This window comes from Thioalkalivibrio versutus, assembly GCF_001020955.1.
Classification (GTDB): Bacteria; Pseudomonadota; Gammaproteobacteria; order Ectothiorhodospirales; family Ectothiorhodospiraceae; genus Thioalkalivibrio; species Thioalkalivibrio versutus.
The window spans coordinates 1,425,228-1,447,313 of sequence record NZ_CP011367.1 but is presented as its reverse complement, the minus strand read 5'-3'; the positions used below and the strand labels follow the sequence as shown (position 1 = coordinate 1,447,313).

At 62.7% G+C, this 22,086-nt stretch carries 22 protein-coding genes, 1 tRNA gene and 3 pseudogenes; 8 read left to right on the top strand and 18 right to left on the bottom strand.

All coding sequences use genetic code 11. The features are described 5' to 3' along the window. Positions 1-3 precede the first annotated feature (3 nt). Positions 4-993, top strand: coding sequence for a DNA polymerase III subunit (locus tag TVD_RS06695; RefSeq protein ID WP_047251153.1), 990 nt, complete (start codon positions 4-6; stop codon positions 991-993). A gap of 97 nt (positions 994-1,090) precedes the next feature. Beyond that, positions 1,091-1,429, top strand: coding sequence for a PilZ domain-containing protein (locus TVD_RS06690; RefSeq protein WP_017941553.1), 339 nt, complete (start codon positions 1,091-1,093; stop codon positions 1,427-1,429). Between the two features lie 90 nt (positions 1,430-1,519). Here the strand turns inward: TVD_RS06690 and TVD_RS06685 are convergent, their stop codons facing one another. The 4 genes and pseudogenes from TVD_RS06685 to TVD_RS14135 all read right to left on the bottom strand — a co-directional run. Next, positions 1,520-2,653 carry an aminotransferase class V-fold PLP-dependent enzyme gene (locus TVD_RS06685; RefSeq protein ID WP_047251152.1) on the bottom strand — a complete coding sequence of 378 codons (1,134 nt, stop codon included), beginning with the start codon at positions 2,651-2,653 and terminating at the stop codon, positions 1,520-1,522. Positions 2,654-2,693: 40 nt separating this feature from the next. After that, a pseudogene (locus TVD_RS14560) lies at positions 2,694-2,834 on the bottom strand (IS1595 family transposase); the annotation flags it as partial. A 164-nt stretch (positions 2,835-2,998) separates the two neighbouring features. After that, positions 2,999-4,027, bottom strand: coding sequence for a GNAT family N-acetyltransferase (locus TVD_RS13815; protein ID WP_156167522.1), 1,029 nt, complete (start codon positions 4,025-4,027; stop codon positions 2,999-3,001). 115 nt (positions 4,028-4,142) lie between these two features. Beyond that, positions 4,143-4,441 (bottom strand): annotated as a pseudogene (locus TVD_RS14135) (transposase); the annotation flags it as partial. Positions 4,442-5,624: 1,183 nt separating this feature from the next. Between TVD_RS14135 and TVD_RS14125 the strand changes: the two are divergent. Both TVD_RS14125 and TVD_RS06675 read left to right on the top strand, forming a co-directional pair. Then, positions 5,625-5,783: pseudogene (locus TVD_RS14125) on the top strand (lysine 2,3-aminomutase); the annotation flags it as partial. A 38-nt stretch (positions 5,784-5,821) separates the two neighbouring features. Further along, on the top strand, positions 5,822-7,180 hold the full coding sequence (locus TVD_RS06675) for an adenosylmethionine--8-amino-7-oxononanoate transaminase (protein WP_047251931.1): 1,359 nt from the start codon (positions 5,822-5,824) through the stop codon (positions 7,178-7,180). A 248-nt stretch (positions 7,181-7,428) separates the two neighbouring features. On the opposite strand, the gene TVD_RS06670 is transcribed toward TVD_RS06675, so the two are convergent. From TVD_RS06670 to uvrB, 5 genes are all read right to left on the bottom strand, one after another. Beyond that, positions 7,429-8,181 carry an S-methyl-5'-thioinosine phosphorylase gene (locus TVD_RS06670; RefSeq protein WP_018937586.1) on the bottom strand — a complete coding sequence of 251 codons (753 nt, stop codon included), beginning with the start codon at positions 8,179-8,181 and terminating at the stop codon, positions 7,429-7,431. Between the two features lie 22 nt (positions 8,182-8,203). Beyond that, positions 8,204-8,755 (bottom strand): hypoxanthine-guanine phosphoribosyltransferase, encoded by a 552-nt coding sequence (locus TVD_RS06665; RefSeq protein WP_018937587.1) that lies wholly within the window; start codon positions 8,753-8,755, stop codon positions 8,204-8,206. Between the two features lie 140 nt (positions 8,756-8,895). Next, positions 8,896-9,264, bottom strand: a complete 369-nt coding sequence (locus TVD_RS06660; protein WP_018145688.1) for a DsrE family protein — start codon at positions 9,262-9,264, stop codon at positions 8,896-8,898. A 114-nt stretch (positions 9,265-9,378) separates the two neighbouring features. Next, entirely contained in the window at positions 9,379-10,422 is a 1,044-nt protein-coding gene (gene nagZ, locus TVD_RS06655; RefSeq protein WP_047251151.1) for a beta-N-acetylhexosaminidase, read from the bottom strand. 42 nt (positions 10,423-10,464) lie between these two features. Further along, a complete protein-coding gene (gene uvrB, locus TVD_RS06650; protein WP_018951441.1) occupies positions 10,465-12,495 on the bottom strand; it encodes an excinuclease ABC subunit UvrB in 2,031 nt (676 codons plus the stop codon). An 84-nt stretch (positions 12,496-12,579) separates the two neighbouring features. On the opposite strand from uvrB, the gene TVD_RS06645 reads away from it, so the two are divergent. From TVD_RS06645 to TVD_RS06630, 4 genes are all read left to right on the top strand, one after another. Continuing rightward, positions 12,580-13,770 (top strand): pyridoxal phosphate-dependent aminotransferase, encoded by a 1,191-nt coding sequence (locus TVD_RS06645; protein ID WP_047251150.1) that lies wholly within the window; start codon positions 12,580-12,582, stop codon positions 13,768-13,770. Between the two features lie 83 nt (positions 13,771-13,853). Beyond that, a tRNA-Asn gene (locus TVD_RS06640) sits at positions 13,854-13,929 on the top strand. Between the two features lie 107 nt (positions 13,930-14,036). After that, positions 14,037-14,231, top strand: a complete 195-nt coding sequence (locus TVD_RS06635; RefSeq protein ID WP_047251149.1) for a hypothetical protein — start codon at positions 14,037-14,039, stop codon at positions 14,229-14,231. After that, positions 14,228-14,671 (top strand): hypothetical protein, encoded by a 444-nt coding sequence (locus TVD_RS06630; protein WP_047251148.1) that lies wholly within the window; start codon positions 14,228-14,230, stop codon positions 14,669-14,671. Before TVD_RS06635 ends, TVD_RS06630 begins: the two co-directional genes overlap by 4 nt. Before the next feature lie 66 nt (positions 14,672-14,737). Here the strand turns inward: TVD_RS06630 and TVD_RS06625 are convergent, their stop codons facing one another. The 9 genes from TVD_RS06625 to TVD_RS06590 all read right to left on the bottom strand — a co-directional run bounded on the left by TVD_RS06625 (position 14,738) and on the right by TVD_RS06590 (position 22,068). After that, on the bottom strand, positions 14,738-14,947 hold the full coding sequence (locus tag TVD_RS06625; protein WP_047251147.1) for a hypothetical protein: 210 nt from the start codon (positions 14,945-14,947) through the stop codon (positions 14,738-14,740). Between the two features lie 198 nt (positions 14,948-15,145). After that, a complete protein-coding gene (locus TVD_RS06620) occupies positions 15,146-17,041 on the bottom strand; it encodes a phage major capsid protein (RefSeq protein ID WP_240472304.1) in 1,896 nt (631 codons plus the stop codon). A 141-nt stretch (positions 17,042-17,182) separates the two neighbouring features. Further along, positions 17,183-17,455, bottom strand: a complete 273-nt coding sequence (locus TVD_RS06615) for a hypothetical protein (RefSeq protein ID WP_047251145.1) — start codon at positions 17,453-17,455, stop codon at positions 17,183-17,185. Beyond that, positions 17,448-18,047 (bottom strand): hypothetical protein, encoded by a 600-nt coding sequence (locus TVD_RS06610; RefSeq protein ID WP_047251144.1) that lies wholly within the window; start codon positions 18,045-18,047, stop codon positions 17,448-17,450. Before TVD_RS06610 ends, TVD_RS06615 begins: the two co-directional genes overlap by 8 nt. Before the next feature lie 367 nt (positions 18,048-18,414). Continuing rightward, a complete protein-coding gene (locus TVD_RS06605; RefSeq protein WP_240472303.1) occupies positions 18,415-19,434 on the bottom strand; it encodes an AAA family ATPase in 1,020 nt (339 codons plus the stop codon). Positions 19,435-19,484: 50 nt separating this feature from the next. Next, positions 19,485-19,646, bottom strand: coding sequence for a hypothetical protein (locus TVD_RS14905; protein ID WP_018876307.1), 162 nt, complete (start codon positions 19,644-19,646; stop codon positions 19,485-19,487). 287 nt (positions 19,647-19,933) lie between these two features. Beyond that, a complete protein-coding gene (locus tag TVD_RS14120; RefSeq protein ID WP_082119094.1) occupies positions 19,934-20,134 on the bottom strand; it encodes a helix-turn-helix domain-containing protein in 201 nt (66 codons plus the stop codon). Positions 20,135-20,210: 76 nt separating this feature from the next. Next, positions 20,211-20,762 (bottom strand): hypothetical protein, encoded by a 552-nt coding sequence (locus tag TVD_RS06595; protein ID WP_047251929.1) that lies wholly within the window; start codon positions 20,760-20,762, stop codon positions 20,211-20,213. A gap of 67 nt (positions 20,763-20,829) precedes the next feature. Next, complete coding sequence (locus TVD_RS06590) at positions 20,830-22,068, bottom strand: tyrosine-type recombinase/integrase (protein WP_047251142.1); 1,239 nt, start codon at positions 22,066-22,068, stop codon at positions 20,830-20,832. Positions 22,069-22,086 lie beyond the last annotated feature (18 nt).

Sequence of the window (22,086 nt, the reverse complement as noted above, 5' to 3'; positions counted from 1 at the left end):
GCCATGGCTGCGCCAGTCACCGACGATACCCTGCCGCCCTGGCTGCAAAAGCCGTGGGAGGCGCTGGCGCGGCGCGGGCGCGAAGGGCGCCTGCCCAGCGGTCTACTGGTCCATGGCGCTCCGGGCGTTGGCAAGGCACTGCTGACGCGGGCGCTGGTCCAGGCCCTGCTGTGCCAGCGCGCGACGGGCACCGAGCCGCCGTGCGGCGAATGCAACGGCTGTCGCAGCTTCCTTGGTGGTGTACACCCCGAGGTGATGACGCTGGAGCCGGAGGAGGCGGGCAAGGAAATCCTGATCGCGGCGGCCCGCGAGGCGATCGAGTTTCTCTCGCTGTCCGGTTCGGGCGGGCTGCGCAGCGTGATCATCCGCCCGGCCGATGCCCTGAACACGAACGCGGCGAATGCGCTGCTGAAGACCCTGGAGGAACCCCCGCCCAGGGCCATGCTGATTCTCGAGGCAGCTCAGCCGGCGCGCCTGCCAGCGACCATCCGCAGCCGCTGCCAGATGGTCGAAATCGCCACGCCGGGGCCTGCCGAAGCAACGGACTGGTTGCGCGTGGCCGCCGATGACCCTGCGGCAGTGGACGAGGCCTATGCCGCCAGTCTCGGGCGTCCGCTGGCCGCCCGCGAGATCCTGACCGACCCCGACCGTATGGCGCGCTGGGAACAGGACCGCGAGGCCCTGACCCTGCTACTGCGTCGCCCCGGGGTGACACCGATGGCCAGTGCCATGCAACGCAGCCTGCCGGAATCCCTGATCCCACGAATCCAGGCTCTGCTGGTTGCGGCCCAGCGCCTGCTCGTCAACGGCGAGCCGGATGCGTTTGGCCGGCAGTTCCCGCGCGATCGACTCGAGGACTTCGCGCGCCGCATGGGACCGCGTCGGCTGGCTGAACTGTCGAATCAAGCGCTCGGCTGGCAACGCCAGGCCTCGCGCCAGCTCAACCCGCAGCTGCGCATGGAAGACATCGCATTGAGCTTCCTCGAGCAGTAAGGCGTCACTTGCCACGAGTACAGTCGGGGTGGCGCGGTATCGGTGCGATGGGCGATACTGCCGGACCCAGTACGATTTCAGGTCACACGGAGGGTCTATGGCCGGGCAGGGCATGCTCACCTTGGCAATCAAGGAAAAACCCGCGCTGTATGCGGCATACATGCCGTTCGTGACCAATGGCGGTCTGTTCATCCCGACCGACAAGGCCTACAAGCTCGGAGACCAGGTCTTCCTGCTGCTGTCCCTGCTGGAGGATTCGGATCGCCTTCCGACCCCCTGCACGGTGGTCTGGATTACGCCGCCGCGCGCCCAGGGCAACCGGCTGCGGGGCATCGGCGTGCAGTTCAACAAGTCGGACAAGGGTGTGACCCACCGCCGCATCGAGGAACATCTGGGCGGCATGCTGAACTCCGACCGCAAGACCCATACCTTCTAGAAGAGATCTCCTTGCAGACGAGGCCTCACGCCCTTGGGGCGCGCTCCCACACGCGTTACCACCGGCCGTTCTCCGCCTCCGCCGTACCTCTCAGCGTACCGTAGCCGCGCCGGCTTCGTGGATGGCCTCTCCCAGATATTCCAGCGCCTGGTCGATCTGCGCTCGCGTCAGGTAGAAGTGGGGCGCAAAGCGGATCCCGCCGCCTCGCATGGCACACAGGATGCCGCGCCCCTGAAGCCTCGCGTATAGCGCTTCCAGGTCATCCACCGGCGGTCGGAACGTCAGGATGCCGGCACGCCGGCCGCGCGGTGTCAGGATTTGGCAGCCGTGCGCACGCAGGCCTTCTTCCAAATGTAGCCAGTGCTCGCGGATCTCGTGGTCGATGCTGTCCAGCCCGATCTCCAGCAGAAGGGAGAGACTGGCGTGCAGGGCGTGAATTCCGAGCATGTTCGGACTGCCCGGTTCGAAACGCCGCGCACTCGTGGCGGGCTCGATCCCCGGGTTCGAGAAATCGCCGGCATGCGCCAGCATGTTCCAGCCATATTCCTGCAGCGTCAGCCGTTCGCGGATCTCCGGGTTTACGTAGAACACCCCGATTCCCTCGGGCGCCAGCATCCACTTGTGGGCATCGGCCATCACGAAGTCGGCATGGCAACCCGGGGCATCGAAGGGCAGGGCGCCCAGGTGCTGGATCGCATCAACACAGAACAGGATGCGCCGCGAGCGCAGTTCCGCACCCAGCGCCTGGATGTCGACCCGCAGCCCGGAGTCGTAGCGCACAGCACTGGTGGCCACCAGGCGGGTCCGCGCATCACATGCGGCCAGCAGGTCGCGCTCCGGTTCCTCGCCAATGGCGACCTCGCGCGCCTCGATGCCGAAACGCTCTGCGGCGGCCAGCCAGACGACACGATTGGACGGGAACTCGTGCGCCGGGAACACCACATTGTCGCCCGGCTGCCAGTCCAGGCCGAAGGCCACCATTGACAGCGCCTCGGACGTGTTCTTTACGAAGGCAATGTCCTCTGCGGACGGCGCCCCGATCAACGCCCGTGCGAGTTCCCGCGTCGCGTCGATTTGCTGCAGCCACTGCAGGTAGTCACGCGAGCCATGGGCCACGTTCTCCCGGGCGAAGCGGCAGACCGCGTCCTCGGTGCGCCGGGGCCAGGGGCCCACGGCGGCATGATTGAGGTGGATGATCCCTTCCTGTGGAAACTCCGGGTGCATGCGATCCTCCTGATCAGGGGTCGAAGGGTAATCCAAGAGCCGGCAATGTCGCCAGATCAAGGCGCTGGTTGAAGCGATAAGCGAAAGCAGAGCGGTAACGGACCGCGTACTTAGCAAACGTAAACGGATGATGACTCTTGCTCAGGCTGCCTTTGAGGTCGCCGAGCACGGTGTTGATCCATTGACAACCTCGCCATTGTCGGGTTTTTGACCGTAGGGTCCTGTCGGCGGTCGGCCCGCCTCACAGCGCGGAAGCCCCAAGCCGGACGTAATGAGCCCAGTGCCCTTCCAAAAACGTTTCGGCGGTCCACGGAGCCGGATGCCGGCCTATTTATAAGTTTTTCCCTAGAGGACAAAAAATACCAGAACCAACCAAATGGAGCAAAATATCCAAATACCGTTACTGATCAGAGGTAACCAATAAAGCCATTTCACTGTGAAGGATGTTTGTTTGGTTTCATGGTTAAGAAAATGCGGCATGCTCGGGCACAAGTTGGATACCGCCTCGTCAAAACGCTGCAGATTCTTTTTATGGTGAGTCATGTATATCACACCGCTTTTTATCTTTTGTAAAAACATCAAATTTATGGCCAAACCTGCAATAATAAGAATCGGTATAATAACCGCTGAGGCCATGTCTTCACTGCGCTCGATGAGGATTGCAAAAGCAGTAAAAAACGCGGTCATGAAGGTCACCAGCATTCCAAGCTTAGTCCAATTCAAATTGTCTTCATGCATATAAAGCTGGGCGGCCGACTGTTCTTTTTCAATCAGCTGCGTTAGCAACTCGTCTTTATCTGCTGTCGGAATGCGCGTTTGCGGCTCATCAGCGCAGCCACTATCCGGATTCTTTCTTCGGCTGTAAAACCAAATGGAACGGGCTCTTACCACGCCATCGAAATCCGCGGGTGGAGTCATATCCCACAGATGTTTAAAACCCATGTGACGATGAAACCCAATCGAGCGGGTATTCAGGGGTTCATTGACCACCGCCGCCAAGGCAAAGTCAGCACTCATATTAGAAAAAAGTTTGCAGTAGAGGGCGCTCGAAACGCCTTTTGTGTTTGGTGCTGAACAGATCTGCTTGATCAGCGTGAACTTATCCATAATGGTGTATCTTAAACAAGAATTAACCACTTCCGACGGCTGAATCTTGTCCTGATTATAGGCCAGCAAAAAGCCTTGAATCTCACCATTCTTCTCGGCCACCCAAAAATAGTCTGCATGACCAATCCATTTTAGGTAATCTTCTTCCGTGTAATTGGATATTAAAAAACCCGTGTTTTCCGGATCTTTTAAATTGCTCAGCAACCAATGGCTGGCAATATTATGAATGACCGGCACATCCTCGGGCGTGACTGGACGAATATCCATACTTTACCTCTATGGGTCTGGTTCTAAGGAAACACTGGGCGTTCCGCCGTTCATTGGCCTGCACTTGGTTGCGCTCTGGCCCTCCTGGCATCGCGCGCACCGTGCCGCGCTTGCGCGCGATGTTTCGGCTCAGCTCGATCCCAACGAAGCTCCGGATCGCTTGTCTGTCGTAGACCGCATACTCGATCCCTTCCATCCGACAAATTGAAGCACTACTGCGCCACGTACAGCCTAAGTATCCGTTCCAGGCCATTCGGCGGACGGCCCCGCATCATCCCCTTTAAGTGGTGTGGCTCATCGACTCCACCAGCACCGCCCAAGGCGTGATTGCGTCGTTCTCCCAAAAAGTCGGTCGCGCCGCGTGTGCTTACGCATGACGGAATACTCGAGATCGGAGAATCTGCACTGGAACATCCGCCCTAACCTTGGGCGGAAAACCTAGCGCCCTTATCCCTAACCCGCCAGGAGGGCAGGATCCAAGGCGGAATAAATCAGTGTTTGCCTAACACCCCCGTACTGCCTCCCGATCATCTGACGTATCGAACGCGGAAGGCGGTTCAGGGATGGCTTTCGGTAGGAATGAATGGACGTAGCATACCAAAGAATCAGTGGTTGTTCGAGAGAACGCTAACTATTTCATTAGGCTTGGCGCGCACTGCGCCTAGCGATGAATAAGTCTTTCCGGATATGGAATGGCTTCCAATATGACGTAGATACAAGACGACCTTCCGGAAAGGTGGAGCCGTCTCAGGTCGTTACAAACAGACAGGTCCCATTCGGTTTCCGAATAAAGAACAGGGCGTAGTAGCCATTGCAATCCAGAATCCCTTTTAATACATGGAGAGCAAGCGCATCAGAAGTGTCATGCACGGACACTGTCAACGTTGGCATCGATGCCTGACGTAGTCAGGCGAAGTTTTACGCGACCTGACGAGCATTCCTCGGCGGGATCAAAGGTTTATCTCCATGGGCCCTGATCATCGGCCAATGCAACCCATTTATCATCGGTCGCCACCACCACTTAAGAAGCGCCACTATCGATGGCATGCACATGTTGAATCACCGGGCATCTCGGCTGCCCCGCGTGCCATCTTGCCAGCGATGCGTTCGCCGCCCAGGCAGGCATCGTCAAGTTGCATCTACTGCTTCCTTTAAGGCCTGGGTCAGCTCGTTCTGGAGTGCCCAGGCAGCGGGGTAGCGGACGCGGAACTAGCGTTTGAGCACCAGCCCCGGAAGCGTGGGTTTGTTTTGGTTGGGCATATGAATGCCCGGAAACCAAGTAGTCCGCGGAAGGTTCGTACCCGTAAATCACAGTCCCTGCGATCAGCGAGGTCTAATGCCGACCGGCATTGCATTGCAACGTTTTCTGGGGGCCGCTGTGCATGTTTGTCGAGCGTGACAGCGGGGCACGACGCTCCTTTGATGTCCCGTTGGCCCTCGTCCACCACCAGCCGGGCCACCCGAAGCTTGTACTCCGGATCATAATTTCTGCGTCCCACATGGTTTCCTCGATCAGATCGTCAGCATTCCACCGATCGAGGTGCCGACCAAGATAGGGCAACACAAGGTCCAACGCGAGAAGTGAACCGCCCCGGGTTTGATCCAGGCACGCAACCCCGACTGGGTCCAGCGCCCGTTTTTTGCGCGCTACGATGACCAAGCCACCTGGCTCGATCAGCTCAAACCCGCCTTCGGCGAAGATCGCTTCTTCTTCGAGGACGAGCTGATGGCGATGAAGGACGAATCGGCTCACTGAGTCCGCCTCAGCCGGGCGGGTTTGGCACAATGGACCTCATGGACAACAACACGCTCAAGCAACGCGACCTGCGCACCCTCTGGCATCCCTGTACCCAGATGAAAGACTACGGCGAGGAGGGGACCCTCCCGCTGCTTCCGATCCAGCGGGGGGAGGGTGTCTGGCTGTACGATTTCGACGGCAATCGCTATCTGGATGCCATCAGTTCGTGGTGGGTCAACCTGTTCGGTCACGCCAACCCCCGCATCGGCAATGCGGTGAAGGAGCAGCTCGATCAGCTGGAGCACGTCATCCTCGCAGGCTGCACCCACGAGCCGGTGGTCGAGTTGTGCGAACGCCTGATCGACATCACCCCCGAAGGCCTGGACCGGGTGTTCCTGGCGGACAACGGCAGCGCCGGGGTCGAGGTCGCGCTGAAGATGAGCTTTCACTACTGGCGCAACGTCGATCGCCCGCAGAAGACCCGCTTCATTCGCCTGTCCAACAGCTACCACGGCGAGACCCTGGGCGCCTTGTCCGTGAGCGATGTACCGCTGTACAGCGCAACCTACGAACCGCTGATGCTGGACGTCATCACCGTGCCGGCACCGGATTGTTTCGACCGCGAAGACGGCGAAACCTGCGCCGATGTGGCGCGTCGCCAGTTCGACCACATGGAACAGGCGCTGGCGGAACATGCCGATGAGGCCGCCGCAGTCATCGTGGAGCCCCTGGTCCAGTGCGCCGGCCACATGCGCATGTACGACCCTGAATACCTGCGGCTACTGCGTGAAGCCTGCGACCGTCACGGCGTCCACCTGATCGCCGACGAGATCGCAGTCGGCTTCGGGCGCACGGGCACGCTGTTCGCTTGCGAACACGGGCCAATCACGCCCGATTTCATGTGCCTGTCCAAGGGCCTGACCGCCGGCTATCTGCCCATGGCCGCCGTGTTGACCACGGATACCATTTACCAGGCGTTCTACGACGATTACGAAAAGCTCAACATGTTCCTGCATTCGCATTCCTATACCGGGAATCCGCTCGCGTGCAGGGCCGCACTTGCCACACTGGACATCTTCGATTCCGATCCCGTTCTTGAGAGAAACCGGGAGCTTGCCGCCCATATCGATAAACGACTTGAACCCTTGCGGGAACATCCGCATGTCGCCGACGTGCGCCAGCACGGCATGATTGCGGCGGTGGAACTGGTGCAGGACAAGTCCCGACGCACCCCGTATCCGTGGCAGGAACGTCGCGGACTGCACATCTATCGCCACGGCCTGACACGCGGTGCGCTGTTGCGACCGCTGGGGAACGTGAGCTATCTGATGCCGCCGTACGTGATCACCGAGGAACAGATCGACTTCCTTGTCGAGGTGATGACCGAGGGGATCGAAAAGGCCGTGCGCGCCTGACGTGCGGGATCAGGCCTAAACGGAAACGGGATTGGGCCTGGCGCAGGCCGCGTTCATGACTTCGGTGGGAACATGCCGGTCATTCCGGTCGAGACACGCCCATCTTCCATGTCGCATAATACATATTATGTTAAATCGTGGATAAGGGGCTGTGCTGGTCGCCTTAGCGAGCCCCTGGACAATGCACGTGCGGTCACCCGGCCCGGGTTCTCTCCCCGGCCGGCCCCCGGATTGTTAACGCCGTGGCGTCAGGAAAGACTGCTGATGACGTGCGTGAGGATCTGTTTCACCCGCGCCATGCCGACATCGAGATTCGCGGCGATGTCGTCCATGGTGATCTCGCCTTCGGCGCGTCCGGCCGCCCAGTTGGCGATTACGGCACAGCAGGCGTAGTTCAGCCCCAGTTCACGCGCCAGCGCCGCCTCGGGCATGCCGGTCATGCCCACCAGATCGCAGCCGTCGCGTTCCAGGCGATCAATCTCCGCGGCCGTCTCCAGGCGCGGTCCCTGCGTGGCCCCGTAGGTCCCGTGCTCCACGGCCTCGATACCCAGGTCGTCAATCGCGCGGATCAGTGTCTGGCGGACGCTGTCGCTATAGGGCCAGGTCATGTCGATGTGGGTGACCTCTTCCAGGTCATTCCCCTCGAAGAAGGTATTCGCCCGTGACCAGGTGTAATCGATGATCTGATCGGGGATCGCGACCATACCGGGCTTCATCTCTTCGCCAATCCCGCCGACTGCAGCCACGGCCACCACGTTGTCGATCCCGGCATTTTTCAGCGCCCAGATATTGGCGCGGTAGTTCACCTCGTGCGGCGGGATGGTATGCCGGGCCCCGTGCCGTGGCAGAAACACGATCTCGGTGTCGTTCAGGCGGCCGAACACCAGCGGCCCCGAGGGTTCGCCATACGGCGTGTGCATTACCTGACGCCGGGTGATCTCCAGATCCTTCAGCCGGGTCAGGCCGGTGCCGCCGATGACGGCGATACGGGGTGTGGACATGAGCGCCTCGGGCGTCAGTGGTTTAGTGGTCGGCCACGGCGAAGATGCCGGGCGCATTGCGCAGATAGTCCTGATAATCCATACCGTACCCGAACAGGTAGCGGTTCGGGGCCTCCAGGGCGGCGTAGTCGACGGTGATCGCCGGGTCCCGCTCCGGGTTGTGCTTGTCCACCAGGACGATGGAGATCACCTGCGCCGCGCCCTGCTCCTCGCAGAACGTCTTGATTCCCTCCAGGGTAATCCCGCCGTCGAGGATGTCATCCACGATGACAACGGTTCGATCCTTGAGCGACGCCTGCGGACGGGCCAACCAGTGCAGCTGTTCGCCGCCGCGGGTGCCACCGCGATAGCGCGTGGCGTGCAGGTAATCCACCTGCATGGGAAACGACCAGCGGGTCAACAACCCGCCCATCAGCACCACACCCCCGTTCATCACGCCCATGACCAACGGATTGCGGTCCTTCAGCGTGCTGGCAGTGCGTTCCGCCAGGCGGTCGATCGCCGTCTCGACGGCATCGCGGCTGAAGAGGCAGTCGGCGTCGCGCAGCGTGGCTCGGGCCTGTTCCGGGCTCATGGCATGTCCTGAGGGTATCGATGCGGGGAAATCATGTCCGAGCGCCGAACATTCGGCAAGGTTGGCCTCGCCTTTTCGGGGCCCGGAAACGCAACCGGCCGGCACAAGGGCCGGCCGGTTGAAAACGAACGTCGATAACCTTAGTAGGTAAAGGTGACCGTGTCGTCGTCCATCGCTTCGGAGATGACGTAGGCGCCGCCCACGGTTTCTTCGATCTCCGGAATCAGGTCGTTGCCCCACAGATCCAGCGTCGGGGTGCAGACCTTCATTACGACGCCGGCTTCGTGGGCGTCCTTCATGAAGTCGTAGACGCTCTTGCTGGAGCCTTCCTGCACGAACAGGTTCTCGGCAACGCCCTTCTTGGCGAGCTCGCCAGCACGGCCGGTCATCACGATTTCAACGTCGTATTCCATGGCGGCAGCCACAGTGGCCTGGAAGAACGGGGCACCCAGTTCGGAAGCGTTGCTCGGGTCGGTGTTGACCATGACGATCATGAGCTTATCGGCCATTTTGGATCTCCAACTTCAGTGGTGAGTGTGAATATTACTAGCTGCTCAACTGCAAACCGGTGGCGCATTATAGGCGGCTCGGCACGCGGGTGCCAATGCGCCCTTTCCATGGGGTTATGCAGTGGCGATCTGGCTCGCTTGAGTCCAGCGCGCCAACCGCGCGCGCAGTGCGACGAGACGCTGTGGATCAGGCTCCACTGGGCGCGCCCGCAAGCGTTCCAGTCGACGCCGCGATTCAGGTGACAACGGCTGATCCGCCTGGGCGGCAAGGATCATGTCGGCTTGTTCCGGCTGGTTGCAAATCAGCACCATGTCGCAGCCGGCCGCACGTGCGGCCGCCGCGCGCTCGGCGGGACCGCCGATGCCCTCTGCCCCAGCCATGGCGAGGTCGTCGCTGAGGATCGCCCCGCGGTAGCGCAGTTCGCGGCGCAGGATGTCCTGCAGCCAGACGCGCGAGAAGCCCGCGGGATGTTCATCCACCTGTGGGTATACGACGTGGGCCGGCATGATGGCCTCGAGGTCCCCGAGCACCGGGCGAAATGCCTCCAGATCCTGATTCTCGATCTCGGAGAGTGGACGGTCGTCGACCGGCAAGGCGACATGCGAATCCGCGGCAATAGCCCCGTGACCCGGGAAATGTTTGCCCACGGCCGCCATGCCGGCCGCGGACAGGCCCCGGATCAACTCGCCGGCCAGGCGCGCGATCACGTCCGGGTCATAATGGAAGGCACGATCGCCGATGACCTCGCTGATGTCGAGGTCGCGATCCAGCACCGGGGTAAAACTGAAGTCGATGTCCACCGAGCGCAGCTCACGCCCGAGAAGTTCGCCGGTCGCATGCGCGAGCTCGCAGGCCTTGTTGCGGTCGTAATCGTGGACGTGGCCCAGCTGACGCATCGGCGGGATGGCGGTGAAGCCATCGCGCAGCCGTTGCACCCGTCCGCCCTCCTGGTCCACCGCAATCAGGATGCCGGGGCGCTCGGCGCGAATGGCGGCGACCAGCGCGCTCACCTGCTCCGCAGTGCCGACGTTGCGGGCGAACAGGATCACGCCGCCGGTGGCGGGATGACGCAGGCGTTCACGGTCTTCGGGAGTCAGTTCGGTACCGGCGACATCGAGCATCACCGGACCCAGGGGCAAGGGGTCGTTCTTGGACATCACTCAGGGGCTCGATTCGGCGCTCCCGCGGGAGCCATCTTTTCAGGATAGCGAGGCTTCGGGGAGAAAGGCGAGTGCCTTGAGCTTCTCGATGCGGTTGCGAATGCGCGCGGCCTCCTCGAATTCGAGGTCGCGGGCCTTGGCAAACATCTCCTTTTCCAGGCGTTCGATCTCCTTGGCCGCGTTGTCCGGCGCGCCGACGTAATCGGCGCCCTCCTCCGCCACCTTTCGACCTCGTCGGCCGCCGGCGCCGGGCATCGCGTTGCGCGCCTCCAGGATGTCCGCAACGTTCTTGCGGATGCCGATGGGCGTGATTCCGTGGGCCTCATTGTGCTCGATCTGCTTGGCCCGGCGGCGCTCGGTCTCGTCGATCGCGCGCCGCATGGATCCGGTCACCTTGTCCGCGTACAGGATCGCCTTGCCGTTGACGTTGCGTGCGGCGCGGCCGATGGTCTGGATCAGCGAACGGTCGGAGCGCAGGAAGCCCTCCTTGTCGGCATCCAGGATCGCGACCAGCGAGACCTCCGGCATGTCGAGGCCTTCGCGCAGCAGGTTGATCCCCACCAGCACATCGAACTCGCCCAGGCGCAGGTCGCGGATGATCTCCATGCGCTCGACGGTATCGATATCCGAGTGCAGGTAGCGCACACGTACCCCGTGCTCGGACAGATAATCCGTCAAGTCCTCGGCCATGCGTTTGGTCAGCGTGGTGATCAGGACGCGCTCGTTGCATTCGACCCGATCGCGAATCTCGGAGAGTGCGTCGTCCACCTGGGTACCGGCCGGGCGGATCTCCAGGATCGGGTCCAGCAACCCGGTCGGGCGCACCACCTGGTCCACGATCGCGTCGGCATGCTCACGCTCATAGGGCCCCGGGGTGGCGGAGACGTAGATTGTCTGCGGCTGCAAGGCCTCGAACTCCTCGAAACGCAGCGGCCGGTTGTCCAGGGCCGACGGCAGGCGAAAGCCGTATTCGACCAGCGTCTCCTTGCGCGAACGGTCGCCCTTGTACATCCCGCCCACCTGCGGGACCGACACGTGCGACTCGTCGATCACCAACAGCGCATCCTTGGGCAGGTAGTCGAAAAAGGTCGGTGGCGGCTCGCCCGGGGCGCGGCCGGAGAGGTAGCGCGAGTAGTTCTCGATGCCGTTGCAGTAGCCAATCTCGAGGATCATCTCCAGATCGAACAGCGTGCGTTGCTCCAGCCGCTGCGCTTCGACCAGCCGGTCTTCCTTACGCAGAAAGTCCAGGCGCTCCTTCAATTCGTCGCGGATGTGGTCCACCGCCCCCAACAGGGTTTCGCGCGGCGTCACGTAGTGGGTCTTCGGGTAGATCGTCAGGCGCGGGACGGTGCGCAGCTGTTCGCCGGTCAGGGGGTCGAAATACGACAGGCGTTCCACCTCGTCGTCGAACAGCTCGATGCGCACCGCCTCGATGTCCGACTCCGCCGGGTGGATGTCGATGACTTCGCCGCGGACGCGGTAGGTCGCACGGCGCAACTCCGCATCGTTGCGGGTGTACTGCAACTCCGCCAGGCGCCGCAGCAAGTCGCGCTGGTCAATACGCTCGCCGCGCTCCAGATGCAGCACCATGGAAAGATACTTGCGCGGATCACCCAGGCCGTAAATCGCGGAGACCGAGGCCACGATGATCGCATCGCGGCGCTCCAGCAACGCACGCGTGGCCGACAGGCGCATCTGCTCGATGTGGTCGTTGATCGACGCGTCCTTCTCGATATAGGTATCCGAGGACGGGACGTAGGCCTCCGGCTGGTAGTAATCGTAGTAGGAAACGAAATACTCCACCGTGTTGTTCGGGAAAAACTCCTTGAATTCCCCGTACAATTGGGCGGCCAGGGTCTTGTTTGGCGCCAGGATAATGGTGGGGCGCTGGATATTCTCGATCACATTGGCGATGGTGAACGTCTTGCCCGACCCGGTGACCCCGAGCAGGACCTGATGTGCCAGGCCCGCCTCGAGGCCTTCGGTCAATGCCGCGATCGCCGCGGGCTGGTCGCCAGCCGGCTGGTATTCGGACACCACCTGGAATTGTTCGCCTTCGCCTGGCTGCACCTTATCCTCCGCGCCTGATTTCAGTATCATTTCGCACCCGACCGCCCGCGCGGCCCTTCGCCCCGATCACACAGAGGCCCCACCTTGGAAATCGAGCTCTCCGACCGCGTCCAGCGCATCCAGCCCTCCCCCACTCTCGCCGTCAGCGCCCTGGCCGCCCAGTTGCGAGCCGAGGGACGGGACATCGTCGGGTTGGGGGCGGGAGAACCGGATTTCGATACCCCCGAGCATATCAAGCAGGCCGCGGTCGACGCGCTTGCCCGCGGAGAAACCAAGTACACTCCGGTGGACGGAACGGTCAGTCTCAAGGCCGCCATCATTCGGAAGTTCGATCGCGACAACGGCCTGACGTTCACCCCCGACCAGATCCTGGTCTCCTCCGGCGGCAAGCAGAGCATCTTCAACCTCTGCCAGGCCCTGCTGAACCCGGGCGACGAAGTGGTGATCCCCGCCCCCTACTGGGTCTCCTACCCGGATATCGCCCTGCTCGCCGGTGCCCGGCCGGTGGTCGTCAGCGCCGAGCAGGAAGCCGGCTTCCGCATCACCGGCGCACAGCTGGAAGCGGCGATCACCCCGAACACCCGCCTGGTGTTCCTGAACAGCCCTTCCAACCCCACGGGTGCCGCCTATTCGGCCGAGCAACTGACGGAACTGGCCGAGGTCCTGCGGCGCCATCCGCGCGTCGTCATCGCCACCGACGACATGTACGAGCACATCCTGTTCGGCTCCAAGCCGTTCGTGAACATCGTCAACGTGGCCCCGGACCTGCTGGACCGTACCGTCGTCCTGAACGGCGTTTCCAAGGCCTACGCGATGACCGGCTGGCGTATCGGCTACGCCGGTGGACCGAAGAACCTGATCGCGGCGATGAAGAAGATCCAGTCGCAAAGCACCTCCAACCCGACTTCCATTGCCCAGGCCGGGGCCGAGGCCGCCCTCGATGGCGATCAGGACTGCGTGGTCGCCATGTGCTCCGCCTTTGCCGAGCGGGCACGTCGTGTGGTGGACGGCCTCAATGCCATCAACGGCATCGAGTGCCTGATGCCAGACGGTACGTTCTACTGCTTCCCGCGCGTCACCGGATTGATGCAGGCCGCGGACATCGATACCGATGTGGCCCTGACCAAACAGCTGCTGGACGAGGTGGGGGTGGCCCTGGTGCCGGGCAGCGCCTTCGGGGCCCCTGGTCATGTCCGCGTCTCGTTTGCCACCAGCGTCGATCAGCTCGACAAGGCCCTGGAACGGCTGCGCCAGTTCGTGGCCAACCACAGCTGAGGCCGCGAACGGCGGTGAAACGCGAAGGGCGGCCAGATTTTCCTTGACGCCCCCGCCCCGCCCCATTAGGATTTGCGCCCAATTCCCCGGTAGCTCAGTCGGTAGAGCGGGTGACTGTTAATCACTAGGTCGGCGGTTCGAGCCCGTCCCGGGGAGCCAGACAAAACAAGGGGTTAGGTCATTCGGCCTAACCCCTTTTCTTTTCCGGGTCACGGAAAAGTCACAAGGCAGCGTTCCTGGTCACATCACGGTCAGGAGTAGACGCTATGCCAAACCACGAAGCATCACCCCACCGCTGCCAGGCAGCCACCACGCGCGGCTCCCGCTGCCAGAACACCGGCAGCCAATGGGTCGCACTGAATCACGAAACCGAGTCCCTGCTGTGCCCGGAGCACCAGCGCCACGCGCGCGAAGGCCGGTTGCGCGTATATGAATCCCAGCACCGGGAGGTGTTCGCATGAATGGCCCCGATCCGATCAGCGAAGCCACGCCCGCCACGGACTGGAACCGGGAGGTCTCGAAGCGCATCCAGCGCTTGCAGACCATCGAACGGTTCTGCGGACACATCGCAGAAGGCGGCGTCGACGACGACCAGTGCCTCTACTGGTGGGCGGAAAACGAGATTCGGGCCGCACGAGACTTCCTGGACCGCCTCTATCGCGAGTTCGGTGCGCGGGAAAAGGGAAACCCTGGCTCGGAGCAGGTGCTGAAGGAAATAGACAAGCGCACCCTTCGCCTGCAAGCGATCAGCGAGGCAGCCAGCCTGCTGGTGGACTCCAACGAAGTGCCGGCGCCTGTTTGGTTCTGGATCAGCAAGGAAACGGCCGCAGCGGATGAACTGGTGGGCCGCTTGTGGCAAGCGTGCCGGGAAGCGTCAGGATTGAAGCCGGTTACCGTGTAGGGTAGGACATGAGGAAGGCCCCGGTGGTTTGGAAACTGCCGGGGCCTTTTCTGTTTTGCGGTTGCCCTACCGGCGGAGGTCCAGCTCTTCCCGGATCCGCTGCATTAACGCTTCCGCAGAATCGGCCACCATAACGGTCTCGGGCCCGCCTGCCAGGAAAACTTCCGTGCGGGTTTCGTCCGAGTGAGGGATAGGCCACACCTTCATTCCCGATACGCGATCCGCGCGGATGTAGACCGTCTGCCGGTGGTTTTGTTCGGTGGTCTCAATGAACATCGATTGTTCCTCGGTGAAGAATTAGGGGCTGCCGTAGCTCCGCTGCCCCAACAGCGGGCCGGCGTTGGCAGCCGAAAGGGTACTTGGGGAGGAAGCACCCTCATCCGGTGTGGCCCATCCCAAGTTCCCAATGCCATGCCGAACACTGGGAACTCCCTGGAGGCGCTGGGCCACTCCCACGCCTCCAGGGCCGGAACATTACGCGGAGGTGATCGCGGCAAAGGCCTTCGGATGCCGCAACGCAATGTCGCAGGAGTACAGCGCCCGCACCCGGACCGAGCCCTTCTCGAACTCGTGATACGGATCGGCCATCAGTTCCAGGATGCCCCACTCGCCGAACAGCACTTGTGAGAAGTCACCAAACAGCACGGCATCGGCCGGCATGTTCTTGGTGGCAAGCGCCCGGTAACCGTTCATCATGCCCTCGCCAGGGCCGCCGTTGGTCCAGATCATCTGGCCGGTATCGCTGCCGATATCGGTGCCCTTCAGCATGCCGCGCAGCGCGGGGGAAGTGACGTAGATCGACTGGGGCGAGTCCGCGTTGTGGTCAGCGACCAGGGTCTCCGCTCCGATGATGTCGCTGTAGTTCGGGTTACCGGTGTAGGTATCCGACTCAATGCCGGTGGTGTTGAGAATGCCGGTGGGCTCGTTGTTGATCCCCGAACCGTTCAATACCGCCCGGTCGATCTCCACCTGAAGGGTGCTGGCGAGGTCGTTTCGCAGCAGCCCTTCAACTTCCGGACTGCTTTGCAGGAGCATTCGGCGGGAGAAGGAGGCCAGGCCGCCCACTGTTCGAGGCGACAAGGTAACGGATCCCAACGTTGGAGCAGTCAACCCCAATGCCTCGCCATCGCCGTTGATCCAGGCACCCGTGCTCGCATCCGTCTTGAGCGGGATGGACACATCGCCCTGAAGCCCCCTCATCGGTTGCATGCCGGCCTCGAAGGCAACGGACTTGTTGCGAAGCACGTCGATAAACGATCCGCCCATGTGGTCAGTGCCGACCAGGGCCGCGCCTGTCGTACCAGCCGTGAGCGTGGAGCGGTTGGCGTACTGCCGCTGGACTTCTACCGGCACCAGGATGCCCGAGGTCTCCCGGCGCAGTTCCTTTGCAATCGCTCGCGATGCCTCAAGCTCCAGCCCGGCATCCTTGGATGCCTTCGGATCGACCATGGCCCGGATCGCACGAACCAAGGAATAATCCTCCATTTCCCGGCCTGATAGGCCTAGCTCACCAGCGGGGTTTCCGAAGGCATCTCGCTTGCCCGTGTATGGATCCGGGGCCGGCATATGGCTGGAATCCGCACGCTGGAGGACTGTCTGGCAAAACCAGTCATCGTCCCGCCCTTCGCGAATGGCCTGCTTCGCGACTTCCCGTCCGCCGAAGCGGGCGTACGATTCGCCCAGGGAAAGCAGGTCCGAGACACGCTGGCGTTCAGCGTCCATTGCACGGTTCTGGTTGCGGCGTTCGGAGCGCGTGAGCGTCACCTGGCCGGCGTTTGGATCGTTGGTTTCGTTCTCGTGGTCACTCATCGGTGTATTCCTCATCGGTTCGGCGCGGAAGAAACCCGCAGTAGGGTCGGCCGGCACGCTCACGGCGGAGACCTCGAAGGGCTGCCACTGAGTCACCAGGATGGTGCCCTGATCCGCTCCCGGCTGTTCATCGAAGATTCGGTATCCAATGGACACGCTGGTCACGATCCCGGCGAGGATGTCTTGCATCAGTTCGCGCGCACGATCACTGGTGCCAAGCCGGAGCTCGCCACGCAGCTTGCCACCGGCCAGGCGCAAGGCCTCAACGACGCCGATATTCAGGCGCCCGGTATCGTGGGATTCGATGAACGGAAGGGGAGCGCGGCTCAAGTCCACCGCATCCGGGGTGTGGTCCAGAACTTCCACAAAGCCACCCCGATCCACGGGGTACTCGGTGGACAGGACCAGCGGCACTGTCATCGCCTCGGTGGAGGCTTGGGCCGCTTCAAGGTCAGCTTGTCGAGTCTGTGTCGCCTGCATGTTCCGGTTCTCCACCGACCGGAACGACAAAGCCCCGGCCGGAACGTTGAAAGCAGCAAACCCGCAGGTTTGCGCGATCACCTTCCAGACCGGGGCTCGGTCCTCGTTCGGGGCTGCTTTCCTGGGCTCTGGCCAAGCGCGAAGCGATTGAAGCCGGGTCGCCAGGGGATCAACCCCGAAACGTGGTATTGCCTAAAACTATCGCAGCCCCGGCCGTGTACGTCAATGCCTTACGGCGTCGATCATCTCGGACGTTCTGGCCTCCACCTCGGCGGTCACGTAGTCCGAGCAAATCTCCACGAATTGCTCCTTCGTGACGGGATGCACCAGGGTCCATCGCCCGTGTTCGTCCTGCATGGGGAAGATCCCGCCCGTTTGCGTCGCATCGGAGTGCACCACCAGGAATTGCCCGGCCACGATCCCGGTGCTGTTGGGGTCGTGAATGGTGGTCTCACTCAACCCTGGCGGGATCGGTACGTTCAGCACTTCAGTCATGGCTCACCTCATCGTCCGTTCGTTGTTCAAGCACGGGTGCATCCCCGCCCTCCTCCTCCGGAGTCGGGCACGCATCGTCCATCGCCTGCATGTAGAGCTCCTCCAGGTACTCGCGGGCCTCCTGGGACGCCAAGCCAGCAAGCCGTGCGCGTGGGTCCGAGTCATCCGCTAGGGCCGCAATAAACCCATCCGCTGCGCGCTCCACCATGTTCAGATCGGCAGCCGCTTCGTCCGCCCGAGCGGCGGCGCGTTCGGCTCGGTCTTCGGCCGCCTCGGCACGTTCCAGGGCCTCCCGAAGCTCGGTCCGCAGCCCCGCCATGTCATCCATGACGGGTTTCAGCAACGTGGCGCGCAGGCGGGCCGGGTCGCCATGCTGTAGCACTCGCTCGGTGGCCTTCACCGGATCCAGGCGGCCGGACGGGTCCAGCAGCACGCGGCCCTCCTTGACCCACCGGGATACCGTCTGCCGGGAGACGTTCAGCATCCTGGCGAACTGCGCAGGCCGAACGCGCACGCCAAGGTCCGGCTCTGGCAAAAGTGACAGGTCCGCCCCCTGGTCATCTCCGGCGGTGTTTTCGTGGTCGGTTGTCATGGTGTAACCCGATTGGTTGCCTTTATTCCAAGCCCGCTAACTAGCGAAAGATCGCGCCTCTACGCACCCGTACCTCTGCACTTGCCAGAAGGACCCGCGCCGCCCTGGCTTGTCCGATCTGGAGCGTCCGAACCGACCGAAACCGTCCGATTCCGTCCGCTCCGGTTCACCTGTCCGGGTGTCCGTCCGTCCGGTGTGTCTTTAGACACCGGACGGACGGACACCGGGCACCCACCATTGCTGCTTCGGGCAAGGCTGGTTCGGGTTGCCTGGAGAAATGAATAAGGTTCCGCCCGCTCGCAGTGGAGTGAGGTAACCACGCGGCTTGGGTGTCCGTCCGCAGTCACATGCGCCCCGCTCCGGACGGTCATGTGAGCCACACATGAAGGTCGTTCGTCTCAATGTGGCCACCCCGCTTCAGCGCCGTGCGCACCTCGTACCAGCGGTTCCTCGGCATCAGCTCGGGCACGCAAGCCGCGCGCCAATCGTCCAGCAGCACCCGCACGGCATCAGGTTCATGGCCCGCCGCTTCAATATTGGCGCGCTGCTTTGCATCAATCTCTCGAAGCACCTGGAGGGCCTTGCGCTGATTGGCCCCAAGAGCGGGGGTGGAGTGATCCGGGTCGACGTCGCTGGGGTCCAGGACCACCGAGGTCACCGCAGAGCCGTCGGCCATCTGGAGGCCGGGAAGCTCAACCTCCCGCAGTCGCAGCCCAACAGGATCAGGAAGGGGCGCATCCTTCATCTTCTGCGCCCGCAATTCGATTTGGCCGCCTTCATGCAGGCACAGGCGGTATTCGGCATCCAGTGCACCTTTGAGCGCCATCGCGCCCCGGTGCCGGGTCTTGTCCCCGTGGCCAGTGTGGTGCACCAGCAAAAGCGTGCATTGGTAGCGCTGAATGAGTTCGTCGCACGCGGCAATGAAGCGGCCCATATCCATGGTGCTGTTCTCGTCTCCGGGCCCAAAGTTACGGGCCACGGTGTCGACCACGATCATGGCCGGGGCCCCGGTGCTGGCGACCAGTTCGTCAATGCTCGCCATCAGCTCCTGTACCTTCTCGGCATCACCGAGCGGCACGGGGCCGGTGGTGACTGCCAAGGGCACATCGTCCAGCACGATCTCCTGGTCATGGGCGATTGCATGGATGCGCCGCGCGAAGCCTCCGTGCCCTTCGCCCGCGACATAGATCACGGGGCCGGATTTCTCGACCGCGTGACCGCACCACGGGCGGCCGACTGCAACAGCAATCGCCCACGCGAGGGCGCAAAAGGTTTTGCCCGCACCAGGATCACCGAAGATCAAAGCCAGCGAGCCGGCTTCCAGGACATCGCCTATCAGGTATTCGGGTGAGCGGGCTTCGAGGTCTTTGGCCAGGACCAGGCGCACGGCACGGGAAGCCGGGGCATCAGGGACCGGAACAGGAATTGTTGGCGCACTCATGCACGCACCGCCTCAAACAGGGTGCCATCCTGTCCCAGGACCCGCCGCACGCCGTCGCGCATCAGGGCTTCCACCAACGCCCGCAGGAACGCCCCGTCAACGTCACCGACACGGACCAGAAGCACCGGGTCGTGGCCCGCAATGCCCCGCCAGTCCATTGCGGTGGGGTCATCGTCTACAGGAGCGACCACAACCAATTGCGTCGACTCGGGCCCGTTCCAGGTATAACCGTTGCCATTGATCCTTTCGTGGGCCCACCGCCAGGCAGCCGGGCCCGTCACTACCCAAACAGTGGCGCTCGGGTCACGCAGTCGAGCGGCTTGCCGCTTCGCGTAGGGCGGTAGCCGACGGCCTCGGGTGCTATAATCGTCAGCGAGCGCACCCCTGTGCTCATCCCCCGCGCCCCGCGCCGTTCCCCCGGCCGGGGCGTTTCTTTTGGCGCCGCTCATTCCGAAGCTTCCGCTACGGGGGCCTGAACGTTGCGCGCGAGCCAGGCGTCCACGTCTGCGCGACGGTAGATCACCCGCCGGCCGGCTTTGACCCAGGGGGGACCCTTCCGCATGTTCCGCCAGCGGATCAGGGTTCTTGGGGATAGGTGCAGGTAGTCTGCTGCCTGTTCAGGCGTAAGGTTAGGGTTGTCCGTCATGGCTATGGCTCCAAGTGGCGACGGAGCCAGATTGCAGGCCGAACGCACCTGCATTAAGGGGACACAGTTCGGCCCTTCAGGTCGGGGTTGTGTCCCTCTGTCGTTGAGCCACCAAGTGGGAAATGACGGCCCGGCATCGCCGAATCGCCTTTTGTACCTGGGCATCGGACCGTATGAGGTTACCGTGGCCCGCGTCTTCTATCACCACGCGCAGCACCTGTGGAAACAAGGCGGTTTCGCTTGCGCTTGCAGGACGTCCAGTCGTGCACTCGAACGCGGCCCCGACCTCGGTAACCAGGCCAGTCAATGCGGCGCGCGGTCGCCGGGGGATCATTGCCGCCTGTGTTACCCGCTGCGCCGCGTCCGCGACCTGGTGGACCTGGTTTGCCATCCGAACAAGGTCCAGAACTTCGGCATCCATCAGATACCGTTCCTGCTGGACCAGGCTCGCGACCTCTACAGGAAGGTTATCCAGCAGGCGAGCGAATGCGCGGGCATCCTCTGCCAGCTTGCCGGCATCCTTGAGCACGGGAACCTCTGGGGCGGCGTCGGCAGCGCGCCAACTTTCGACGGCAGCTTCTGCGGCGTCTGCGAATCGGTTCACCACAGCTTCGGGTTCACGCATCATGATCGCGCGGAGTCGGTCACGCGTGCCTATCGGCAAACGACACGGCTCCACCCATACCCCGGCGGCGCTAGGCATACCGGGGGCCCCCGTGGATATGTACCACCTCGGCCGGGACCTCGGGCCCGACTATGCCCAGCATCCGACGCTCCCATGCCTCCATCGCCGCCCGCTTCTCATCGTCATAGCGGTGGAGGTCATAGACTGCGGCCATGCCTTTCCTGGTGTGGCCAATGGCGAGCTCGGCGATATGCTCCGGCACCCGTGCAGCGGCAAGGCCAGTCCGCATAGTCCGCCGCAAGTCGTGTGGCCGCCAACGGGTTTCGAGTTCCATGCCAAGTTCATCCGCACAGCGCAGCACGGCCTTTGCAATGGCGGCAGTCCCCGGAGCGCGGTCCCCTCGCGTAGCGAAGACGAACGCGCGGCTTTCGTTCGTCTGCGCTGCCTGGTCCAGTAGCGTTCGGGCGGTCCCGGTCAGCGGCACGGTGTGAGCGGTTTCGGTCTTTCCGCGCCGGTTCGCAGGGATGGTCCAGATATCACCATGGACTTCGGACCACTTCATGCCGGCCACCTCCCCCGGCCTTTGCCCCGTTATGAGGATCATGCGCAACACCAGTAGCGTCATTGGATGCATACCCTCTGGCGGCCCTTCCCGGGTCCAAAGCGCCCGCATTTCTCCGTCCGTGAGGATGCGATCCCTTCTCTTGGGAGCCAAGCTCGAGGCCACCTTGCGAGGTTTGATCCCAGCGGAAACGTCCACTTCCACCAGGCCCCGATCCTCCGCCCATCCGAACAGCTGCTTGGTGTACGTCAGGAGAAGTGCGGCGGTGCGGCCGTGCGTCGAGGCCACGTCCTCAACCACCTCGATCAGGTGATGCTTCCGAATGTCCCGGATCTTGCGGTCACCCAATGCGCTGGCGAGGTGGTTCTCCATAAGTCCCCGAACACTCGCCAGCGAGCGAATCCCGGCCTTAGATTTCAGGAAGCGTTCCAGGGCTTCGCGGACGGTGGCTTGCGCGCGTTCTTCGCGCCTTTGTTCAAGGATATCGGTCCCGCCGTCGATCTCCTGGCGGAACTCCCCTGCCCGTTTACGAGCAGCTGCCAAGGACCAGGTGCCGTAGTCGCCAATCGTCATCAGGCGATCCTTGCCTTGCTTCGACTGGTACCGCAGGACGAAGGCCTTCTTTCCTCCGCTGGTAACACGGATCCCGAAGCCCTTCGGGGCTTCTTTGTGGTCATCGAAGACCAGACGGCGCCCCTTCTCCGGTGGTTCCAGTTTCGCGAGTCGCGCCTCGGTCAACGTTGGCATGTGAACATTCCTCACTTG

Excerpts from the sequence above, each read along its gene's own strand:
- TVD_RS06635 (WP_047251149.1), top strand. The coding sequence starts at position 14,037 with ATGCCAAACCACGAAGCATCACCCCACCGCTGCCAGGCAGCCACCACG.
- TVD_RS14905 (WP_018876307.1), bottom strand. The coding sequence starts at position 19,646 with ATGGACTGGCGGGGCATTGCGGGCCACGACCCGGTGCTTCTGGTCCGT.
- TVD_RS06675 (WP_047251931.1), top strand. The coding sequence starts at position 5,822 with ATGGACAACAACACGCTCAAGCAACGCGACCTGCGCACCCTCTGGCAT.
- TVD_RS06665 (WP_018937587.1), bottom strand. The coding sequence starts at position 8,755 with ATGAGCCCGGAACAGGCCCGAGCCACGCTGCGCGACGCCGACTGCCTC.
- TVD_RS13815 (WP_156167522.1), bottom strand. The coding sequence starts at position 4,027 with ATGGATATTCGTCCAGTCACGCCCGAGGATGTGCCGGTCATTCATAAT.
- TVD_RS06590 (WP_047251142.1), bottom strand. The coding sequence starts at position 22,068 with ATGCCAACGTTGACCGAGGCGCGACTCGCGAAACTGGAACCACCGGAG.
- nagZ (WP_047251151.1), bottom strand. The coding sequence starts at position 10,422 with ATGTCCAAGAACGACCCCTTGCCCCTGGGTCCGGTGATGCTCGATGTC.
- TVD_RS06660 (WP_018145688.1), bottom strand. The coding sequence starts at position 9,264 with ATGGCCGATAAGCTCATGATCGTCATGGTCAACACCGACCCGAGCAAC.
- TVD_RS06695 (WP_047251153.1), top strand. The coding sequence starts at position 4 with ATGGCTGCGCCAGTCACCGACGATACCCTGCCGCCCTGGCTGCAAAAG.
- TVD_RS06610 (WP_047251144.1), bottom strand. The coding sequence starts at position 18,047 with ATGACAACCGACCACGAAAACACCGCCGGAGATGACCAGGGGGCGGAC.
- TVD_RS06615 (WP_047251145.1), bottom strand. The coding sequence starts at position 17,455 with ATGACTGAAGTGCTGAACGTACCGATCCCGCCAGGGTTGAGTGAGACC.
- TVD_RS06690 (WP_017941553.1), top strand. The coding sequence starts at position 1,091 with ATGGCCGGGCAGGGCATGCTCACCTTGGCAATCAAGGAAAAACCCGCG.
- TVD_RS06630 (WP_047251148.1), top strand. The coding sequence starts at position 14,228 with ATGAATGGCCCCGATCCGATCAGCGAAGCCACGCCCGCCACGGACTGG.
- TVD_RS06595 (WP_047251929.1), bottom strand. The coding sequence starts at position 20,762 with ATGATGCGTGAACCCGAAGCTGTGGTGAACCGATTCGCAGACGCCGCA.
- TVD_RS06685 (WP_047251152.1), bottom strand. The coding sequence starts at position 2,653 with ATGCACCCGGAGTTTCCACAGGAAGGGATCATCCACCTCAATCATGCC.
- TVD_RS06670 (WP_018937586.1), bottom strand. The coding sequence starts at position 8,181 with ATGTCCACACCCCGTATCGCCGTCATCGGCGGCACCGGCCTGACCCGG.
- TVD_RS06625 (WP_047251147.1), bottom strand. The coding sequence starts at position 14,947 with ATGTTCATTGAGACCACCGAACAAAACCACCGGCAGACGGTCTACATC.
- TVD_RS14120 (WP_082119094.1), bottom strand. The coding sequence starts at position 20,134 with ATGACGGACAACCCTAACCTTACGCCTGAACAGGCAGCAGACTACCTG.